This window comes from Vibrio profundi (assembly GCF_005281835.1).
Classification (GTDB): Bacteria; Pseudomonadota; Gammaproteobacteria; order Enterobacterales; family Vibrionaceae; genus Vibrio; species Vibrio profundi.
The window spans coordinates 355,454-371,369 of the sequence record NZ_RZIS01000001.1; the positions used below are offsets into that span (position 1 = coordinate 355,454).

At 44.2% G+C, this 15,916-nt stretch carries 16 protein-coding genes; 8 read left to right on the top strand and 8 right to left on the bottom strand.

Annotation, left to right across the window (positions count from 1 at the left end):
- Positions 1-5 precede the first annotated feature (5 nt).
- Both ELZ11_RS01625 and ELZ11_RS23995 read left to right on the top strand, forming a co-directional pair.
- On the top strand, positions 6-1,253 hold the full coding sequence (locus tag ELZ11_RS01625; RefSeq protein WP_137355626.1) for a TIGR03503 family protein: 1,248 nt from the start codon (positions 6-8) through the stop codon (positions 1,251-1,253).
- 63 nt (positions 1,254-1,316) lie between these two features.
- Positions 1,317-1,439, top strand: coding sequence for a hypothetical protein (locus ELZ11_RS23995; protein ID WP_257618946.1), 123 nt, complete (start codon positions 1,317-1,319; stop codon positions 1,437-1,439).
- Between the two features lie 250 nt (positions 1,440-1,689).
- Here ELZ11_RS23995 and fadE read toward each other — a convergent pair whose 3' ends face one another.
- Positions 1,690-4,134 carry an acyl-CoA dehydrogenase FadE gene (fadE, locus tag ELZ11_RS01630; RefSeq protein WP_137355627.1) on the bottom strand — a complete coding sequence of 815 codons (2,445 nt, stop codon included), beginning with the start codon at positions 4,132-4,134 and terminating at the stop codon, positions 1,690-1,692.
- Between the two features lie 327 nt (positions 4,135-4,461).
- On the opposite strand from fadE, the gene lpcA reads away from it, so the two are divergent.
- A complete protein-coding gene (gene lpcA, locus ELZ11_RS01635) occupies positions 4,462-5,037 on the top strand; it encodes a D-sedoheptulose 7-phosphate isomerase (RefSeq protein WP_137355628.1) in 576 nt (191 codons plus the stop codon).
- Positions 5,038-5,112: 75 nt separating this feature from the next.
- Complete coding sequence (locus tag ELZ11_RS01640) at positions 5,113-5,955, top strand: class II glutamine amidotransferase (RefSeq protein ID WP_137355629.1); 843 nt, start codon at positions 5,113-5,115, stop codon at positions 5,953-5,955.
- A gap of 49 nt (positions 5,956-6,004) precedes the next feature.
- Here ELZ11_RS01640 and purN read toward each other — a convergent pair whose 3' ends face one another.
- A complete protein-coding gene (gene purN, locus ELZ11_RS01645) occupies positions 6,005-6,643 on the bottom strand; it encodes a phosphoribosylglycinamide formyltransferase (RefSeq protein WP_137355630.1) in 639 nt (212 codons plus the stop codon).
- Positions 6,644-6,777: 134 nt separating this feature from the next.
- Complete coding sequence (gene purM / locus ELZ11_RS01650; RefSeq protein WP_137355631.1) at positions 6,778-7,818, bottom strand: phosphoribosylformylglycinamidine cyclo-ligase; 1,041 nt, start codon at positions 7,816-7,818, stop codon at positions 6,778-6,780.
- Between the two features lie 168 nt (positions 7,819-7,986).
- On the opposite strand from purM, the gene upp reads away from it, so the two are divergent.
- Entirely contained in the window at positions 7,987-8,613 is a 627-nt protein-coding gene (upp, locus tag ELZ11_RS01655; protein ID WP_137355632.1) for a uracil phosphoribosyltransferase, read from the top strand.
- A gap of 65 nt (positions 8,614-8,678) precedes the next feature.
- Here upp and ELZ11_RS01660 read toward each other — a convergent pair whose 3' ends face one another.
- Positions 8,679-9,923 carry a uracil-xanthine permease family protein gene (locus tag ELZ11_RS01660; RefSeq protein WP_137355633.1) on the bottom strand — a complete coding sequence of 415 codons (1,245 nt, stop codon included), beginning with the start codon at positions 9,921-9,923 and terminating at the stop codon, positions 8,679-8,681.
- Between the two features lie 262 nt (positions 9,924-10,185).
- Between ELZ11_RS01660 and ELZ11_RS01665 the strand changes: the two genes are divergently transcribed.
- Positions 10,186-11,415 carry a DUF2066 domain-containing protein gene (locus tag ELZ11_RS01665; protein ID WP_137355634.1) on the top strand — a complete coding sequence of 410 codons (1,230 nt, stop codon included), beginning with the start codon at positions 10,186-10,188 and terminating at the stop codon, positions 11,413-11,415.
- Between the two features lie 102 nt (positions 11,416-11,517).
- Here ELZ11_RS01665 and ELZ11_RS01670 read toward each other — a convergent pair whose 3' ends face one another.
- Genes ELZ11_RS01670 through bepA form a run of 4 tightly spaced genes read right to left on the bottom strand, consistent with a single transcriptional unit; the run spans position 11,518 to position 14,373 of the window.
- A complete protein-coding gene (locus tag ELZ11_RS01670; protein WP_137355635.1) occupies positions 11,518-11,937 on the bottom strand; it encodes a DUF2069 domain-containing protein in 420 nt (139 codons plus the stop codon).
- Positions 11,937-12,512, bottom strand: a complete 576-nt coding sequence (wrbA, locus tag ELZ11_RS01675) for an NAD(P)H:quinone oxidoreductase (RefSeq protein WP_137355636.1) — start codon at positions 12,510-12,512, stop codon at positions 11,937-11,939. The genes ELZ11_RS01670 and wrbA overlap by 1 nt, the downstream gene beginning before the upstream one ends.
- Positions 12,513-12,518: 6 nt before the next feature.
- Positions 12,519-12,869 (bottom strand): arsenate reductase (glutaredoxin), encoded by a 351-nt coding sequence (arsC, locus tag ELZ11_RS01680; RefSeq protein ID WP_137355637.1) that lies wholly within the window; start codon positions 12,867-12,869, stop codon positions 12,519-12,521.
- 49 nt (positions 12,870-12,918) lie between these two features.
- A complete protein-coding gene (gene bepA, locus ELZ11_RS01685) occupies positions 12,919-14,373 on the bottom strand; it encodes a beta-barrel assembly-enhancing protease (RefSeq protein ID WP_137355638.1) in 1,455 nt (484 codons plus the stop codon).
- A 182-nt stretch (positions 14,374-14,555) separates the two neighbouring features.
- On the opposite strand from bepA, the gene ELZ11_RS01690 reads away from it, so the two are divergent.
- On the top strand, positions 14,556-14,795 hold the full coding sequence (locus ELZ11_RS01690) for a sulfurtransferase TusA family protein (protein ID WP_137355639.1): 240 nt from the start codon (positions 14,556-14,558) through the stop codon (positions 14,793-14,795).
- Positions 14,788-15,858: an AI-2E family transporter gene (locus ELZ11_RS01695; RefSeq protein WP_137355640.1), complete on the top strand. Its 1,071-nt coding sequence runs from the start codon at positions 14,788-14,790 to the stop codon at positions 15,856-15,858. Before ELZ11_RS01690 ends, ELZ11_RS01695 begins: the two co-directional genes overlap by 8 nt.
- The last annotated feature ends 58 nt before the right edge of the window (positions 15,859-15,916 follow it).

The following is a 15,916-nucleotide window of genomic DNA, read 5'->3' on the forward strand; positions in this document are numbered from 1 at the left end:
ATACTATGTTGAGGGTAATCATTACCTGTTGTTTGTTATTGATTAGTTTAAGTTCACACTCTGCGACTGAGTCTACGATGACTTTGTTGGATAACCGATTTCGAATTGATCCAACAATAGAACAGATAACTTTTGTAATTTACCGCGCTGAAAGCTCTCAACCTGTTGTCCTTGTTCGCCCTGATGGTAAGAAATATTACGCTTGGCGCAATGAAGAAAATGTCCGTTGGTATCAAGAGTCGTCAATGGACATCATTTCAATTGAAAACCCTATGCCTGGCCCATGGCAGGCGGTGGGCAAAGTTACCCCGAAGAACAACATCAAGCTTTTGTCTCATTTAGTGCTTACAACGGATACCTTTCCAAATAGGCTTTATCAAAGTGAAAACTTAAAGTTTACAGCTCGTTTAACCTCTGAAAATAAGCCATTAGTGCTGCGAGATTTTTTAGAAAGAGTGAAGCTTAAAGTTACTTTTACTAAATATGTCGAAAATGAGGATACGCTGGTTAAGGAAGCTCGCCCTGTTCCTGTCGTAATGGGTGAATTCGCTGACGATGGACAAGGGCTAGATGAGTTACCCGGTGATGGCGTCTTTACCGTTGATTTACCGATAGATATCGAGCCAGGCAAATACCGAGTACGAATTACTTCTGGCAATGGAGTCTTTTTACGCGCTCAAGAGCAAGAGGTCTTGGTATACCCGTCGCCAGTTTCAACGACTTTTATTCAGTCTCGTAAGGAAGGCAAAGCGCACACCTTTGTGACTTCGGCTGAGCAGGGCATGGTTGCGCCAGGCACTTTAAGTGTTCATTTGGAACACAAAGCGCCCGATGAGTTTATTACATATGCTCAAGGCCAAGCGAAAGATGAAGAGATGAAAGTGCCGCTATCGGTTGATTACAATGGTGATATTGGTATTTATTCTTGGTCAGGCCGAGTATATGCGACTGATGCTTCTAATCAACGAGACTTGATGTTTGCGATTAAAGATCAAACGTACAGTGTGGTTGAAGAAGTAGATTTGGCCGAGTCTAGAAGGCTTCAAGAAGAAATGCTGGCCGAGCAGAGACGTATAGAAGCTGAAAAGATGCTGCTCGAGAAGCGCGAGTCTGACCGAATACGTAGCATGATCATTATTGGCGTTGGTAACGTAGTCGCCATCATTTTAGGTTTGTTGATTTGGTTTGTGATGAAAAAGCTTAGAGCCAAAAAGCAGATGATTCCAGAGATGCAATTGCAGGCACCTAAGTAGTCATAATCGAATAGTCAGGGGGCGAATTACTCAGTAATTCGCCCTTTTTTGTACAGTGGCTTTATGGATATGGGTTCACCATTGTTCGCTAAGCAGTTTGTGGTTCCTAGCTTGATGACAGCCATCACTTCATTAACCGCCAAGGAAAGCGTTCTGACGGAATTCCAATCGATAGTGAAGTGTTGAGCAGGAGGAATGGTTATCGCCCTATTAGTGATGCTGAGACGTGAGGGCGGGAAGGTTATCTCCTCTTATCTCTATGCCCTTAGAGGAATGCGATAGGCGTTTTAGGATACGAATATGTTAGCGGAGGAGAGCGGGCTTTAGAAATAGGTGGCTTCCACAGGCTCAATACTTGTGAAGTTTTAATCTGGTAAGAAAAAGGGCGAATCACTGAGTAATTCGCCCTTTGGTCATGATGTTATTGTGGTTCGTTTCACGCTACGTTATCCATTGTGGAATATTTAGACTTTGCTGCCAGCTCCTCTGGTTCAAAGTCATCAACGTTGATGGTGTACAAACGATGCTCTTCTGCTTCAATAAGTAGATTTGCTTCTTCTTGTGAGATTAAGTTTTTCTCTAGGCCTAGTTCTGCAATTAAATCTAAGCGTAAGAATGGGCGACGCTGGTGCGTCTCTTTACAAACTTTGTCGAACAAAGGTTCAGCTTTAAGGATGATATCAAGCGCTTGCTCGATTTTACCCGCAGCGTTGTGCTCGGTCGGCTGTAAGTATTGGCCGCGACCAATGCGAGAGCGCGTTGCACTTGGTGTCTGGATAATATTCGCTACTTGGCTATCTAGTTTGTCGTTAGGCGCACGGCGAACACGGCCAAATGGCATGATGATAAGACGAAGTAATCGACCAACAACTGGGTTAGGGAAGTTCGCTAGGAACTCATCAATCGCCACTTCTGCTTGTTGTAGGCTATCTTGCATACCCCAATGCACTAACGGTAAATCTTCTACCTGACGACCATCATCTTCAAAGCGCTTAAGCGTTGCTGAACTTAGGTATAACTGGCTTAAAATGTCGCCCAGTCGTGCAGACAAGCGTTCTTTACGTTTTAATGACCCACCTAGAACAGCCATCGAGATATCAGAAAGCAGAGCCATATTCGCGCTGTAACGGTTCAATTGTTGATAGTAACGTTTAGTGACGTCTGTGGTTGGTGAGTTAGAGCCATAACCGTCAGTCAAACCAAACCAAAGGCTGCGTACCAAGTTACTCATAGTAAAGCTAACGTGACCCGCAAGTGCCGCGTCGAATTTATCAACCGCATCTGAACTCTCAGAGTACGCCGCTTCCATTTCCGCTAGCACATATGGATGACAGCGAATTGCCCCTTGACCGTAAATGATCATTGAACGGGTAAGAATGTTAGCGCCTTCCACCGTTACTGCGATTGGAGAGCCTTGGTAGCCACGAGCAAGGAAGTTTGAAGGACCTAAGCAAATCCCTTTACCGCCGACAATGTCCATCGCATCGATAATGCTGCGCTGACCACGGTGAGTACAGTGGTATTTTACAATCGCAGAAATGACGGAAGGCTTTTCACCTAAATCGATACCGGCTACGGTTAAGTTGCTGGCAGCGTCCATCACGTAGGCGTTACCCGCTAGGCGTGCAAGTGGCTCTTCTACCCCTTCCATTTGGCCAATTGGTTGTTTGAACTGGCGACGGATTCGAGCATAAGCGCCTGTTGCTAACGCTGCCGTTTTAATACCACCGGTTGAGTTAGATGGAAGGGTGATACCACGACCGACAGATAAACATTCAACCAACATTCTCCAGCCTTGGCCTGCCATTTTCTGACCACCAATGATGAAATCCATCGGGACAAAAATATCTTTGCCTTGAGTTGGACCATTTTGGAACGGTACGTTTAGTGGGAAGTGGCGATTACCAATTTCAACGCCTTTAAGATCGGTAGGGATAAGCGCACATGTAATACCTAGATCTTGCTTATCACCTAATAAACCTTCCGGATCGCGAAGTTTGAAGGCCAAACCAAGAACAGTCGCAACAGGGGCAAGAGTGATGTAACGCTTATTCCATGTTAAACGCATACCTAGTACTTCTTCGCCATTCCATTGGCCTTTACACACCACGCCAAAATCTGGAATAGAACCTGCGTCAGAACCCGCTTCTGGGCTCGTTAGAGCGAAACAAGGGATCTCTTTACCTGCTGCTAAGCGAGGTAAGTAGTGATCTTTTTGTTCTTCAGTTCCGTAGTGCTGCAATAATTCACCAGGCCCTAATGAGTTAGGTACGCCAACAGTTGACGATAATACGCTAGACACACCGGTTAATCTTTGTAGAACGAGTGATTGTGCGTAAGCTGAAAATTCTAAACCACCGTATTTCTTCTTGATGATCATCGCGAAGAACTTGTGGTCTTTTAAGTATTGCCATACTTCAGGTGGTAAGTCCGCTAATTCGTGGGTAACTTGGTAGTCGTTTACCATAGCGCACACTTCGTTTACAGGACCATCGAGGAAATCTTGTTCTTCTTTTGACAGGGATGGGGCTGAGATTTTGTGTAGTTTATTCCACTGTGGTTTTCCTTTGAATAGCTCGGCTTCCCACCACACTGTTCCCGCATCTAGTGCCTCTTTTTCAGTTTGAGACATCGCAGGCAGCACTTTTTTAAACACTTTCAGCGCTTTTTGGCTAATGAGGGTTTGACGAATACTTGGTACGGCAAGAATGGCCACAGCCAATACATAGCATAACCAACCAGTGGTACCCACGTAGCCGAAAATCGATAGTGCTAGCATCGTTGCTGTTAGCAATAGTAAAGAACGCGTTAAGCTAACACGATGGTATAAGCACAAACCTAAAGCCGTGGTCACGCTAAGTAGAGAGAGCAATATGTCCATATTTGAGTTCCTTTTCAGACATCACTTATAGTTAGTTTAGTATGGTAAGAGGTCGAACCAGTTAATTGTAATCAAAATATTAAATATTTGTAAAACACCTAACTGCACAAAAAGTGATCTTAGTAGAGCTAAAGTTCTAAACTTGAGAGGTCAGTGATGAATTTATGTGCAGAAATTTCACTCTTACTCAATAAAGGTGGCAATCTTTCGGCTTAAGTGTCGACACTATGAAATGTTTGTGGGTAAACTCAGGTAAAAGGGAGAAAGAACCCCGATTCTCAATCTGCAAGCAACAAGCTGCTTGAATAAAAATAAGAGATAAGCCTTATGTACCAAGACCTAATCAAGAGTGAATTGAACGAAGCTGCTGAAGTTCTGAATAAGTTTTTAAGTGATGACCATAACATTGCGCAAATCGAAGCAGCAGCGAAAATGATTGCAGATTCTTTCAAGCAAGAAGGCAAAGTATTGTCATGTGGTAACGGTGGTTCACACTGTGACGCGATGCACTTTGCTGAAGAGCTGACTGGTCGTTACCGTGAAAACCGTCCGGGTTTTGCTGGCATTGCGATTTCAGATCCAAGTCACTTGTCTTGTGTAAGTAATGACTTCGGTTATAACTTCGTATTTTCTCGCTATGTAGAAGCGGTTGGCCGTAAAGGCGATGTACTATTTGGCCTTTCTACATCAGGTAACTCTGAAAATATCTTGAATGCTATTGAAGCGGCTCAAGCGAAAGGAATGAAGACGATCGCATTAACTGGTAAAGATGGCGGTAAAATGGCGGGCTGTGCGGATATCGAAATCCGAGTTCCACATTTTGGTTATGCTGATCGTATTCAAGAGATCCACATTAAAATTATTCACATCATTATCCAGCTTGTTGAGAAAGAGATGGAATAAACTCAGCTAACATTGATAGAAGTTGAAGCCCTTGTCGGCTTCAATAATGGTTTAGAGCAGGGAGTAAATTAGACCATGTGTGAATTGCTCGGTATGAGCGCTAACGTGCCAACTGATATTTGTTTTAGCTTCACTGGCTTAATGCAGCGTGGCGGTAATACTGGCCCACACCGTGATGGTTGGGGTATCACCTTCTATGAAGGTAAAGGTTTTCGTACTTTTAAAGATCCTAACCCGAGTTGTGAATCTAAGATCGCTGAGCTAGTACAAAACTACCCGATCAAAAGCTGCGCTGTGGTGAGTCATATTCGCCAGGCCAATCGTGGTGGTGTGAATCTCGAAAATACTCACCCATTTACTCGTGAGTTGTGGGGGCGCTATTGGACCTTTGCTCACAACGGGCAGTTGTCTGATTATGAAGAACTGTCAGGAGGGCGTTTTCGTCCGGTCGGGCAAACGGATAGTGAGCTATCTTTCTGTTGGCTGATTAAGCAATTGGAAGACCGATATCCAGAGCCTCCTCAGGATCTTGAAGGCATGTTTAACTTTGTCGCTGAGTGCTGTGATAAGTTAAAAGAGAAAGGTGTGTTTAACATGCTGCTCAGTGACGGTGAATATGTCATGACATATTGTACAAACCACCTTTATTGGATCACCCGTCGCGCCCCATTTGGGAAGGCAAGCCTTATTGATGAAGATGTTGAGATTAATTTCCAAGAAGAAACAACACCTAACGATGTGGTGACTGTTGTCGCGACGCAGCCGCTAACTGACAACGAACAATGGTCTAGAATGAAACCTGGAGAGTTTGCTTTGTTCCATTTTGGGGAATTGATTGCGAGCAACCAAGCTGCACTAGCAGATGTTGAGTTTGCACCAAAGAAAGTGGCGAGCCAAGCACCAACAGAACCGCTCTAAATAAAGAATGACGGAATGAAAAGAGGCTGATCAATATCAGCCTCTTTTTTTATTCTTCTGCGTAGCCGTGTAAGCCTAACTCTTTGCCATCGAGTATCGCTTTACCATCTTGCATGCTCAGTCGGCCTTCGATGAACCACTTACTGACTAAAGGATAGATTTGATGTTCTTGAGTGAGAACGCGGCTCGCTAATGACTGCGCATCGTCGTCACTGAATACAGGTACTTTAGCTTGTAAAACGACAGGGCCGCCATCCAGTTCTTCTGTTACAAAGTGTACGCTAGTACCGTGTTCGCTATCTTTGGCATCAATAGCACGCTGGTGGGTGTGTAATCCAGGATACTTTGGAAGTAGAGAAGGATGAATGTTGATCATTTTACCAAGGTAATGGTTAACGAAGTCTGAGCTCAGAATGCGCATGTAACCAGCCAAAATAATAAGGTCAGGCTTGTAGGCGTCGATTTGATTCATTAACTCTTGGTCAAATGCTTCACGCGACTCAAACTCTTTTGGGTTTACAAAGAGAGCATCAACATTGGCTGATTTGGCTCTTTCTAGGCCATAGGCATCGGCTTTATTTGAAAAGACCGCTTTCACTGAAGCTTTGACTAATTGTTTGTCACAAGCGTCTAGAATTGCCTGTAGGTTGCTTCCGCTACCAGAGATTAAAACAACAATATTTTTCATGCAGAGGTTCAAACTCAATTGATTGAAAGTCGAGGTAACCAATGTACCTACATAGATTATGGTTTTCTGCGGGCTAAATAGCAGAATGAGGACCCAAGGGTCCTCATTCTTTAATTAACAGCAGCAAAAGTCGCTTAGTTAATTTCTACTTGTTCTTCGCCTTCAACAGCATTTGCGATTTCGCCGATAACCCAAGCGTTTTCGCCTTCAGCTTTTAGAAGCTCTACTGCTGCATCAGCTTGCTCTTTAGGAAGAGCAACGACAAGGCCTACACCACAGTTGAAAGTGCGGTACATTTCAAATGTTTCCACGTTACCTTTCTCTTGCAGCCAGTTGAAGATTGCAGGCCATTCCCAGCTCTTACCATCGATGACTGCTTTAGTGCCTTCAGGTAGTACGCGAGGAATGTTTTCCCAGAAGCCGCCGCCAGTGATGTGCGAAATAGCATGGATGTCATGCTCAGCAATCATCTTAAGCGCCGACTTGATGTAAATTTTAGTTGGTTCTAAAAGGTGCTCGCCAATAGTGCGGCCCTCAAGCTCTTCATTCTTATCTGCACCAGATACTTCTAGCACTTTACGAATCAGAGAGTAGCCGTTTGAGTGTGGACCACTTGAACCTACAGCGATTAGAGCGTCACCTGCTGCTACTTTAGTGCCGTCGATGATGTCAGCTTTTTCGACTACGCCAACACAAAAGCCTGCAACGTCGTAGTCTTCACCTTCATACATACCTGGCATTTCAGCAGTTTCACCACCGATAAGCGCACAGCCAGATTGAACACAACCTTCAGCGATGCCAGAAACAACATCAGCTGCCGTATCAACGTCTAGTTTGCCTGTTGCGTAGTAATCTAGGAAGAATAGTGGTTCTGCACCTTGAACGATTAAGTCGTTCACACACATCGCTACCAAGTCGATACCAATGGTGTCATGTTTTTTCATATCCAAAGCAAGGCGAAGTTTAGTACCTACACCATCTGTACCAGAAACCAGTACAGGCTCTTTGTATTTAGTTGGAAGTTCACAAAGGGCACCGAAGCCACCAATGCCACCCATAACTTCAGGGCGACGAGTGCGTTTTACAGCACCTTTAATACGATCTACTAGTGCGTTACCTGCATCGATATCAACACCAGCGTCTTTGTAGCTTAGAGAAGAATTATTACCGCTCACGGGATAGTCCTCAGTCTTAAGTTGGATGTGAAAACGGCGCTATTCTAACAGGGGTTAAAACAAAAAGGAAAACGTTTGCGTCAGTTTTTTTATGCAGTGAAACATTCTGAAAAAATGCTCAAAAGTGTGTATAATTGCAAGGTTTGATTAATTTTGCCGGAGTTGGACATGAAAGTTGTTGAAGTGAAACACCCACTAGTAAAACATAAAATTGGCCTGATGCGTGAGGGTGATATCAGCACCAAGCGTTTTCGTGAGCTAGCGACAGAAGTGGGTAGCCTTCTAACATATGAAGCGACAGCTGACTTTGAAACAGAGCGCGTGACTATTGATGGCTGGAATGGCCCAGTAGAAGTAGACCAAATTAAAGGTAAAAAAGTAACGGTTGTTCCAATTCTTCGTGCTGGTCTAGGCATGATGGATGGTGTACTAGAGCACATGCCAAGCGCGCGTATCAGCGTTGTTGGTATTTACCGTGACGAAGAAACGTTAGAGCCAGTACCATACTTTAACAAGCTTGCATCAAATATCGATGAGCGTATTGCATTAGTTGTTGACCCAATGTTAGCAACGGGTGGTTCTATGATCGCAACTATCGATCTGATGAAAGAGCAAGGCTGTAAAGTATTTAAAGTACTAGTACTTGTAGCGGCACCAGAAGGTATCGCAGCACTAGAAAAAGCGCACCCAGACGTTGAACTGTACACTGCAGCGATTGACGAGAAACTTAATGATAAAGGCTACATCGTTCCTGGCTTAGGTGATGCAGGTGACAAGATTTTCGGTACTAAGTAATTAGTCGAAAACAGTGATAAATAAAAGGAGAGCTTAGGCTCTCCTTTTTTGTTGTTGCTAAGTCATTATGATTCGTCGATCTGCGCTTTATCGACCACTTGGTTATCACCTAAATCTTGAGGTAATACTAAGTTAAGAAGAATTGCGACAATACCGCAAAGGCTCACACCCTGCAGGCTGAACTCACCCACGCCAAATGCCATACCACCGATACCAAAGACTAAAGTAACCGCGACAATCACTAAGTTACGAGATTTATGTAAGTCAACATTGTTCTTGATAAGAGTGTTTAGGCCAACAGTCGCGATAGAACCAAACAATAGGATCATGATTCCACCCATGACTGGAACTGGAATCGTTTGTAGCAACGCGCCTAACTTACCTACAAGAGCAAGAACAATTGCAGTGACTGCTGCCCAAGTCATGATCACCGGATTAAATGCTTTCGTCAGCATTACCGCTCCTGTGACTTCACTGTAAGTCGTGTTTGGTGGAGCACCCAACATAGAAGCAGCAATTGTAGCGACACCATCACCGGTAATTGTGCGGTGTAAGCCTGGCTTTTTGAGGTAGTCCCTACCAGTAACGTTTGATATTGCGAGCATATCGCCAACGTGCTCAACCGCTGGCGCAATTGCAACGAATACCATGAAGAAAATCGCATTGATATTAAATTCAGGCGCAACGAAATTCGGTAATGCTAGCCAAGACGCTTGCGCCACAGGAGAAAAATCTACCACGCCATACGCTAAGCTCGTAGCGTAACCCGCAACAATACCGCCGAAAATTGGCAATAGTTTTAGAAAACCCTTCGCAAATACACTGATAGCAATGGTCACCAGTAACGAAATCGAAGAAATCCATAACGCAGCATCGCCATCAATTAACTGAACCGCGCCATCACCAGTCTTGCCTAATGCCATATTGACCGCGACAGGTGCCAGCCCAAGGCCAATTACCATAATCACAGGGCCAACGACTACTGGTGGTAACAGCTTATGGATGAAGCCAACCCCACGTACCTTGATGACAGCGCCCATTAGTACGTACACCACACCAGCGGCCATTAATCCGCCCATCGTGGCGCCGATGCCCCAAGTTTGAACGCCAAACATGATAGGTGCGATAAACGCAAAAGAGGAGGCGAGGAAAATGGGAACAGAACGACGGGTGATGACTTGGAATAGGAGAGTACCGATACCGGCACCAAATAAAGCAACGTTTGGATCAAGACCTGTCAGTAGTGGAACTAACACCAGAGCACCGAATGCAACAAATAACATTTGTGCACCCTGTAAGGCGTTTTTCATAAAGATTCCTTTTGAGGGTTAAATAAAATTCGCAGGATTTTATCATCTCGCAATCGATTGCTATGTTGTATAGATCAAACTTATATCTCTTAATTACCAATAGATTGGCAATTTTTTCATGGAAATAGGGAATTATCCTTAATTGCTGAACGAATGTTCACCGAGACCGCTCTAATTATGACCTATACATTACTTAGTTAACTTGCTCAGCCATTCATAGTTGCTTATCATCCCATTTAACGCTTAATTTTTTAGGATCGATATGCGCTACTTAGCATTGTTATTTATGAGCTTTCTAGCTTTACCTAGTTATGCTTTAACTCAGGTTAATATCTTTACTTCAGAAGTTGCTATTAATGAAGAAGATAAGAACCCCGAAGCCAATGCCAGAAGAGTTGGTATGGAGCAAGTACTAGTACGTGCTACGGGAAACACTGAGGTCGTCAATAATGAGACCGTGCAAAAAGCATTACGTCAAAGCGCTCAATACTTGTCGCAGCTAAGTTATGGGGAAGAAGGTGAGTCAGCAACGTTGAAGATGACGTTTAATGCTGCTCAGGTACGCACTTTACTGACCCAAGCTCAGCTTCCTTACTGGCCTGACACACGTGCAAACATCTTAGTTTGGCTTGTCGAAGAACAAAACTATGATCGTAGTATCGCTTGGGAACATTCCGGAACCGAACTTGCTCAAAGTATTCAGCAAAACGCTCAGCGCCGTGGTTTACCACTGACAATACCCGTTGGTGACTTTGATGATATTACTGGTATCGCAGTATCGGATTTATGGGGCACCTTTGTTGGCCCAATCAGCGCTTCGAGCCAGCGTTATCCTGTAGATGCTGTTTTAGTGATTCGAGCTCAACGTCAAGGTTTACGTTGGACGCTATACGATCAAAAGCCTAACTTCATGGTTGATTCACCAAAAACACCGATTAGCGGCTCGGCATCAGGAAATACAGCAGTTGTGGCGCAGCAATTGATCGATGAAGTAAGTAATTACTACGCGGCTAAAAGTGCAGTGACCGTTGCAAGCGAATCTTCAGAGTCTCAATTAGTTCAGTTTACCAAGGTAAATAATGCCAAAGACTTCTTTGAGCTAGAGAATGCGATCAAGGCGCTAAATTCAGTTGCTAGCTTAGATATTTTGAAGATCCAAAACAATGAAGTGACTTTCCGTATTCACTTGTTATCCTCGCCTGAGGAATTCGCCGTTGAGTTGAACCGTATTCGTCAGCTGTCTCAAGTTGAGTCTGAGCTCATAGAAGAAGAGATCACACCTGAGTTTGTGCAGCAAGAGAATACTGTTTCGGTAGACGCTGAAACGGAAGAAGTAAAAACTACCAATGAAGAATCGGCGTCTCCGTTGATCAATGAAACTTCAACTACAGAAGATAAAGAGCAAAATAACTCAGAAAGTGATATTGCAGAGGAGCCTATGGTAACAGAGGTGATTTCATCGCAATCAGTCATGACTTATGAGTGGAACTAACGCGTAGCACCGAATGCGTTATAGATATTAAAAAGCCGCGCTGTTAAGCGCGGCTTTTTGTATGTATTAATCTAGTCTTTAAACGTGTCTATGCAATGAAGACTAATTGTCGAATTTAGACTTTTCTTGTTTTTCTACTTCAGATAAACGCTTTAGTTTAAGCCCTAACTCTTTACCTCGAGAGCGAGCAAATAAGATATTTCCGGCAAATCCTAAAGAAGTCAAAATAAGCTCTACCAAAGCTAGCATGCGTTCGCCACCATCAATATAAAGGATGGTTAGAGCGTGTAGGAAGTACAGCATTAAAACAAAATTTGCCCATGCATGTGTATATGGCTTCCCTGCTAAAATTCCCGGTAAAGGTAATAACAATGGTATTGCCCAAACCAGAGCAATCGCATAGCTGCTTAAATGTGGGTGAGGGGATAAAGCCAGTTGCCAGATGAGTACCCAAGCCAACAAAGACAAGTTACCAAACAAGGCCAATAGGCGAAATTGCTTGGTAGTCGAAGACATGTCCATTACAGTTTTATTTCCTTTTGATTTAGAGCAATACGAGCTAAACGACGGCCTAATTGCTGCGCTAGTTCGCTTTCTTCTTTGCTTAGTGTTGCGCTATGGCCAGTACTACTCGCACCGTAGGGTGTCCCGCCGGTTTGAGTGTTATGCAATGCTGGTTCTGAATAGGGGATCCCTAAAATCAGCATGCCGTGATGCAATAAAGGCGTCATCATGCTTTGCTGGGTAGTTTCTTGCCCACCATGCAGTGAAGAGGACGAGGTGAATACGCAAGCTGGTTTGTCTATCAAATCGCCATTTAGCCATAAGGCTGTCGTTGAGTCCCAAAAGTGCTTCATTGGCCCTGCCATATTGCCGAACCAAACAGGACTACCTAATGCTAGGCCATCACATTGTTTCAGCTCTTCAAGGCGGACAATCGCTTCTTCGGGTTCTTCAGTGTTTGGAGTGATTTCTTCTACTGTGCGCAGTATAGCTTCACAATGAGGCGTCGCTTCCACGCCTCGGGCGATTTGTCTTGCTAATGCTCTGGTACTACCATGGCGGCTGTAATAGAGCACAAGTATCTTAATGCTCATATTGAGTTATAGAATCTCTAGCACTTGCTCTGGTGGGCGGCCAATTTTGGCTTTGCCGTTTGCGACCACAACAGGACGCTCGAATAACTTTGGATTGTCGGCCATCGCTGCAAATAATTGCTCGTCAGTAACAGACGCGTCGCCTAGGTTTGCCTCTTTGTAATCAGCTTCTTTGGTACGCATCATATCGCGTACGCTGTCAAAGCCTAGCTGGGAGTACAATGTTTTTAACTCATCTACCGTAAGTGGCGTTTCCAGGTATTTTACAACTTCTGGGGTAACACCATTCTCTTCAAGTACTGCGAGAGTTTGGCGGCTTTTTGAACATCTTGGGTTGTGATAAATCACGACTGACATGGCTATTCTCCTAAATGTGAGCGGACTATTTCTTTCGTTATTTTGATTATTATTGTAGAGACATAAATCGATCGCGTTGAATCATCAACTGATCGATTCGAGCATCATACCTTGCTTGCTTTAGACTGCCTAATTCAGCGATTTGGCTGGCTTGGGTATAGTATTGAATCGCTTTATTCCAATTTGCCTGCAGGGCTAAGATCTCGGCACGGGCAGCCAAGTCTTCGTCGCTGTGCGCTAAGCTAATATTAGCTTTAGATAGTAAGTGCCAACCATTGGTATCTTGAGGGTTGTCATGAGTATAGCGCTGCAGTACACGAATACTTTCTTCAAACTGTTCGTCTTCTAATAACGCATTTGCGTAATTGATGGTGAGTACTGTGTTATTTGGCTTTCTCGTTAATGCCGACTTCATTTCTTTTATCGCAATTTCAGGTTGCTTCTGTGCGATATGCAAATCGGAAATCGCATCCAAGTAAAACGTGTTTAATGGATCACTCTGGATGAGTTTATTTAAGATAGGCTCAGCTTTATCGAGTTGTTTTGAATCTAAATATACGAGCGCTCTACCGTACTCAAAAGAAGGGGCTAATGTTGCCGATGCTTTTTTGCTACGACGGTCAAACCAATCCATTGCTGCATCATTCTCGATACCGGCATAACGAGCAACAATTCGTGCTCTTGCTAGGTGATAGTCGAGAGATGGAGCAACACGCAGTGGTGGGTAACTGCGCGCCCTTTGACGTGAGTCGGTGATACGGTCTTCAGGCAAGGGGTGAGTCAGTAGCATTGGTGGTGGTGTGCTCGCATAGCGATATTCGTCAGCCAAACGGCCAAAGAAACGAGGCATGGCATTCACATCGAAACCAGCTTTTGCCAAGGTGTTGATGCCAAAGCGATCCGCTTCTTTCTCATTACTTCGGGTATAGTTGATTTGGCTTTGCATATTACCTGCAGTGGTTGCGGTAATTGCTGCAATGCCAGCTTCTGGAGCGGCGATGGCGAGCAATAGACCGCCAACAAGCGCTGCCATAGTCGCAGGTGAGCGCCTAGCCTGATCTTCCATGCTACGAGCTAAATGACGCTGTGTTACGTGAGCGATTTCGTGAGCAACGACGGAGGCCAACTCACTTTCTGATTGTGCATGCAAAAATAGGCCAGAGTGTAATGCGACGTAGCCACCAAAAAACGCAAAAGCGTTAATGTTTCGGTCTCGAATCATGAAAAATTGAAAAGGCGTTTTTACGTCATTCGCATTCGCAACCAATTTGTGTCCCAAATTGGTGATGTATTCGTTCAGCACAGGATCATTAACGATAGGCTGGCTGCCTCGAAGAATGCGCATGTACGCATCACCGTAGATAAGTTCTTGATCTATTGTAAGAGTGCCGCCGGCAGCCGTGCCAATATCTGGAAGGGCAGGGCTATTTGCGCTAGCTGGTAAAGGGGTACTTAAAGCGGCTGCGATACAAAGGCAAACAATTGAGCGTGTGCGTTTTAACATATTGGTCAGTGGGTACTCCGTTTCTTCTGACTTTAAGACAAGAGCAATGCGAATTGGTTTCTTTTATCTAATTAGAGATTGTTATTGACGCTCATTATCTTGATTGTAAATTTGATAGAAAGGTGTCACGCTTTCAAAAAACAAATTACAATGATTCCTTATAATAAGCATCGAGCTCAAGAATGAAACCAAATATTCTAGATTTACGCCAGGAGCGGTGCCCAATGGCATTATTATTAGCCAAACGTCACACTGCTAAGTTAGAAGCTGGTCAATCATTATCTATTTTCATTTCCGATCAAAGCTCTATGAAAGACACTGTAAATTTCCTATCTCGACACTCATTCAGTGTTGAAAATGAAGTTTATCCTGATTATTACCACATCAAAGTTATGAAGAAGGAAGCGCAGTCAAATGCTTGAAATGGTCAGTCGTTGGTATAAACGACGTTTTTCCGATCCCCACGCTGTCAGTTTGGTTGCCATCATTCTATTCGGCTTTATTACGATTTATTTCTTTGGTCACTTAATCGCACCGCTGTTAGTAGCGATCGTTTTAGCTTACTTGTTGGAATGGCCGGTTGCACAAATGCAGCGGGTAGGAATACCGAGAACACCAGCGGTGATGCTGGTTATCTTAATGTTCTTCAGCTTGATGCTTTTAGCGCTCTTTGGACTTGTGCCGACGATATGGAACCAAGTCGGAAACTTAATCAATGATATTCCGAGCATGTACGTTGGACTGCAGAAGTTCATTGCTACCATTCCAGAGCGCTACCCAGAATTAGCAAACCTACAAATTGTTGAGTCGGTAGTGTCTAATGCGAAGAATAAAGTGGTGGGCATGGGCGAAAGTGTGGTTAAAGGTTCACTTGCGTCTCTTGTCAGTATCGCGACTCTAGCGGTTTACCTCATCCTAGTACCGTTATTAATCTTCTTCTTATTGAAAGACAAAGAAGAAATGATCCGAATGGCGAGTGGTGTGTTACCGCAAAACCGCCGTCTAGCCACGAAAGTATGGGTCGAAATGAACCAACAAATATCGAATTACATTCGAGGAAAAGTGGTTGAGATCCTGATTGTTGGTAGTGTGAGTTACATTACGTTTGCGATTCTAGACCTACGTTACTCAGCATTATTGGCGGTAGCCGTGGGTTTGTCAGTGTTGATTCCGTATATCGGCGCAGCAGCGGTGACAGTACCAGTTGCGATTGTTGGCTTATTCCAGTGGGGGTTAACCCCACCTTTCTACTGGCTGCTACTCGCTTACGGTATTATCCAAGCGTTGGACGGCAATGTGCTGGTTCCAGTTCTCTTTTCTGAAGCGGTAAACTTACACCCAGTGGCGATCATCGTTGCGGTATTGGTGTTTGGTGGTTTGTGGGGTTTTTGGGGAGTCTTCTTCGCGATCCCATTGGCAACGCTAGTGAAAGCGGTTTGGAATGCTTTACCAAGCAATGAAGAATATGAACTGCCCGAAAAATAGCAAAGACTTGGATTCACAATAAAAAGGGCGACCCATAATGCATGGGTCGCCCTTTTTG

Bases quoted from the DNA above. Each gene is read 5' to 3' on its own strand.
- lpcA (WP_137355628.1), top strand. From the start codon at position 4,462: ATGTACCAAGACCTAATCAAGAGTGAATTGAACGAAGCTGCTGAAGTT.
- ELZ11_RS01695 (WP_137355640.1), top strand. From the start codon at position 14,788: ATGCTTGAAATGGTCAGTCGTTGGTATAAACGACGTTTTTCCGATCCC.
- ELZ11_RS01670 (WP_137355635.1), bottom strand. From the start codon at position 11,937: ATGGACATGTCTTCGACTACCAAGCAATTTCGCCTATTGGCCTTGTTT.
- wrbA (WP_137355636.1), bottom strand. From the start codon at position 12,512: ATGAGCATTAAGATACTTGTGCTCTATTACAGCCGCCATGGTAGTACC.
- fadE (WP_137355627.1), bottom strand. From the start codon at position 4,134: ATGGACATATTGCTCTCTCTACTTAGCGTGACCACGGCTTTAGGTTTG.
- arsC (WP_137355637.1), bottom strand. From the start codon at position 12,869: ATGTCAGTCGTGATTTATCACAACCCAAGATGTTCAAAAAGCCGCCAA.
- ELZ11_RS01690 (WP_137355639.1), top strand. From the start codon at position 14,556: ATGAAACCAAATATTCTAGATTTACGCCAGGAGCGGTGCCCAATGGCA.
- ELZ11_RS01665 (WP_137355634.1), top strand. From the start codon at position 10,186: ATGCGCTACTTAGCATTGTTATTTATGAGCTTTCTAGCTTTACCTAGT.
- ELZ11_RS23995 (WP_257618946.1), top strand. From the start codon at position 1,317: ATGGATATGGGTTCACCATTGTTCGCTAAGCAGTTTGTGGTTCCTAGC.
- ELZ11_RS01640 (WP_137355629.1), top strand. From the start codon at position 5,113: ATGTGTGAATTGCTCGGTATGAGCGCTAACGTGCCAACTGATATTTGT.
- bepA (WP_137355638.1), bottom strand. From the start codon at position 14,373: ATGTTAAAACGCACACGCTCAATTGTTTGCCTTTGTATCGCAGCCGCT.
- ELZ11_RS01625 (WP_137355626.1), top strand. From the start codon at position 6: ATGTTGAGGGTAATCATTACCTGTTGTTTGTTATTGATTAGTTTAAGT.
- purN (WP_137355630.1), bottom strand. From the start codon at position 6,643: ATGAAAAATATTGTTGTTTTAATCTCTGGTAGCGGAAGCAACCTACAG.
- upp (WP_137355632.1), top strand. From the start codon at position 7,987: ATGAAAGTTGTTGAAGTGAAACACCCACTAGTAAAACATAAAATTGGC.
- ELZ11_RS01660 (WP_137355633.1), bottom strand. From the start codon at position 9,923: ATGAAAAACGCCTTACAGGGTGCACAAATGTTATTTGTTGCATTCGGT.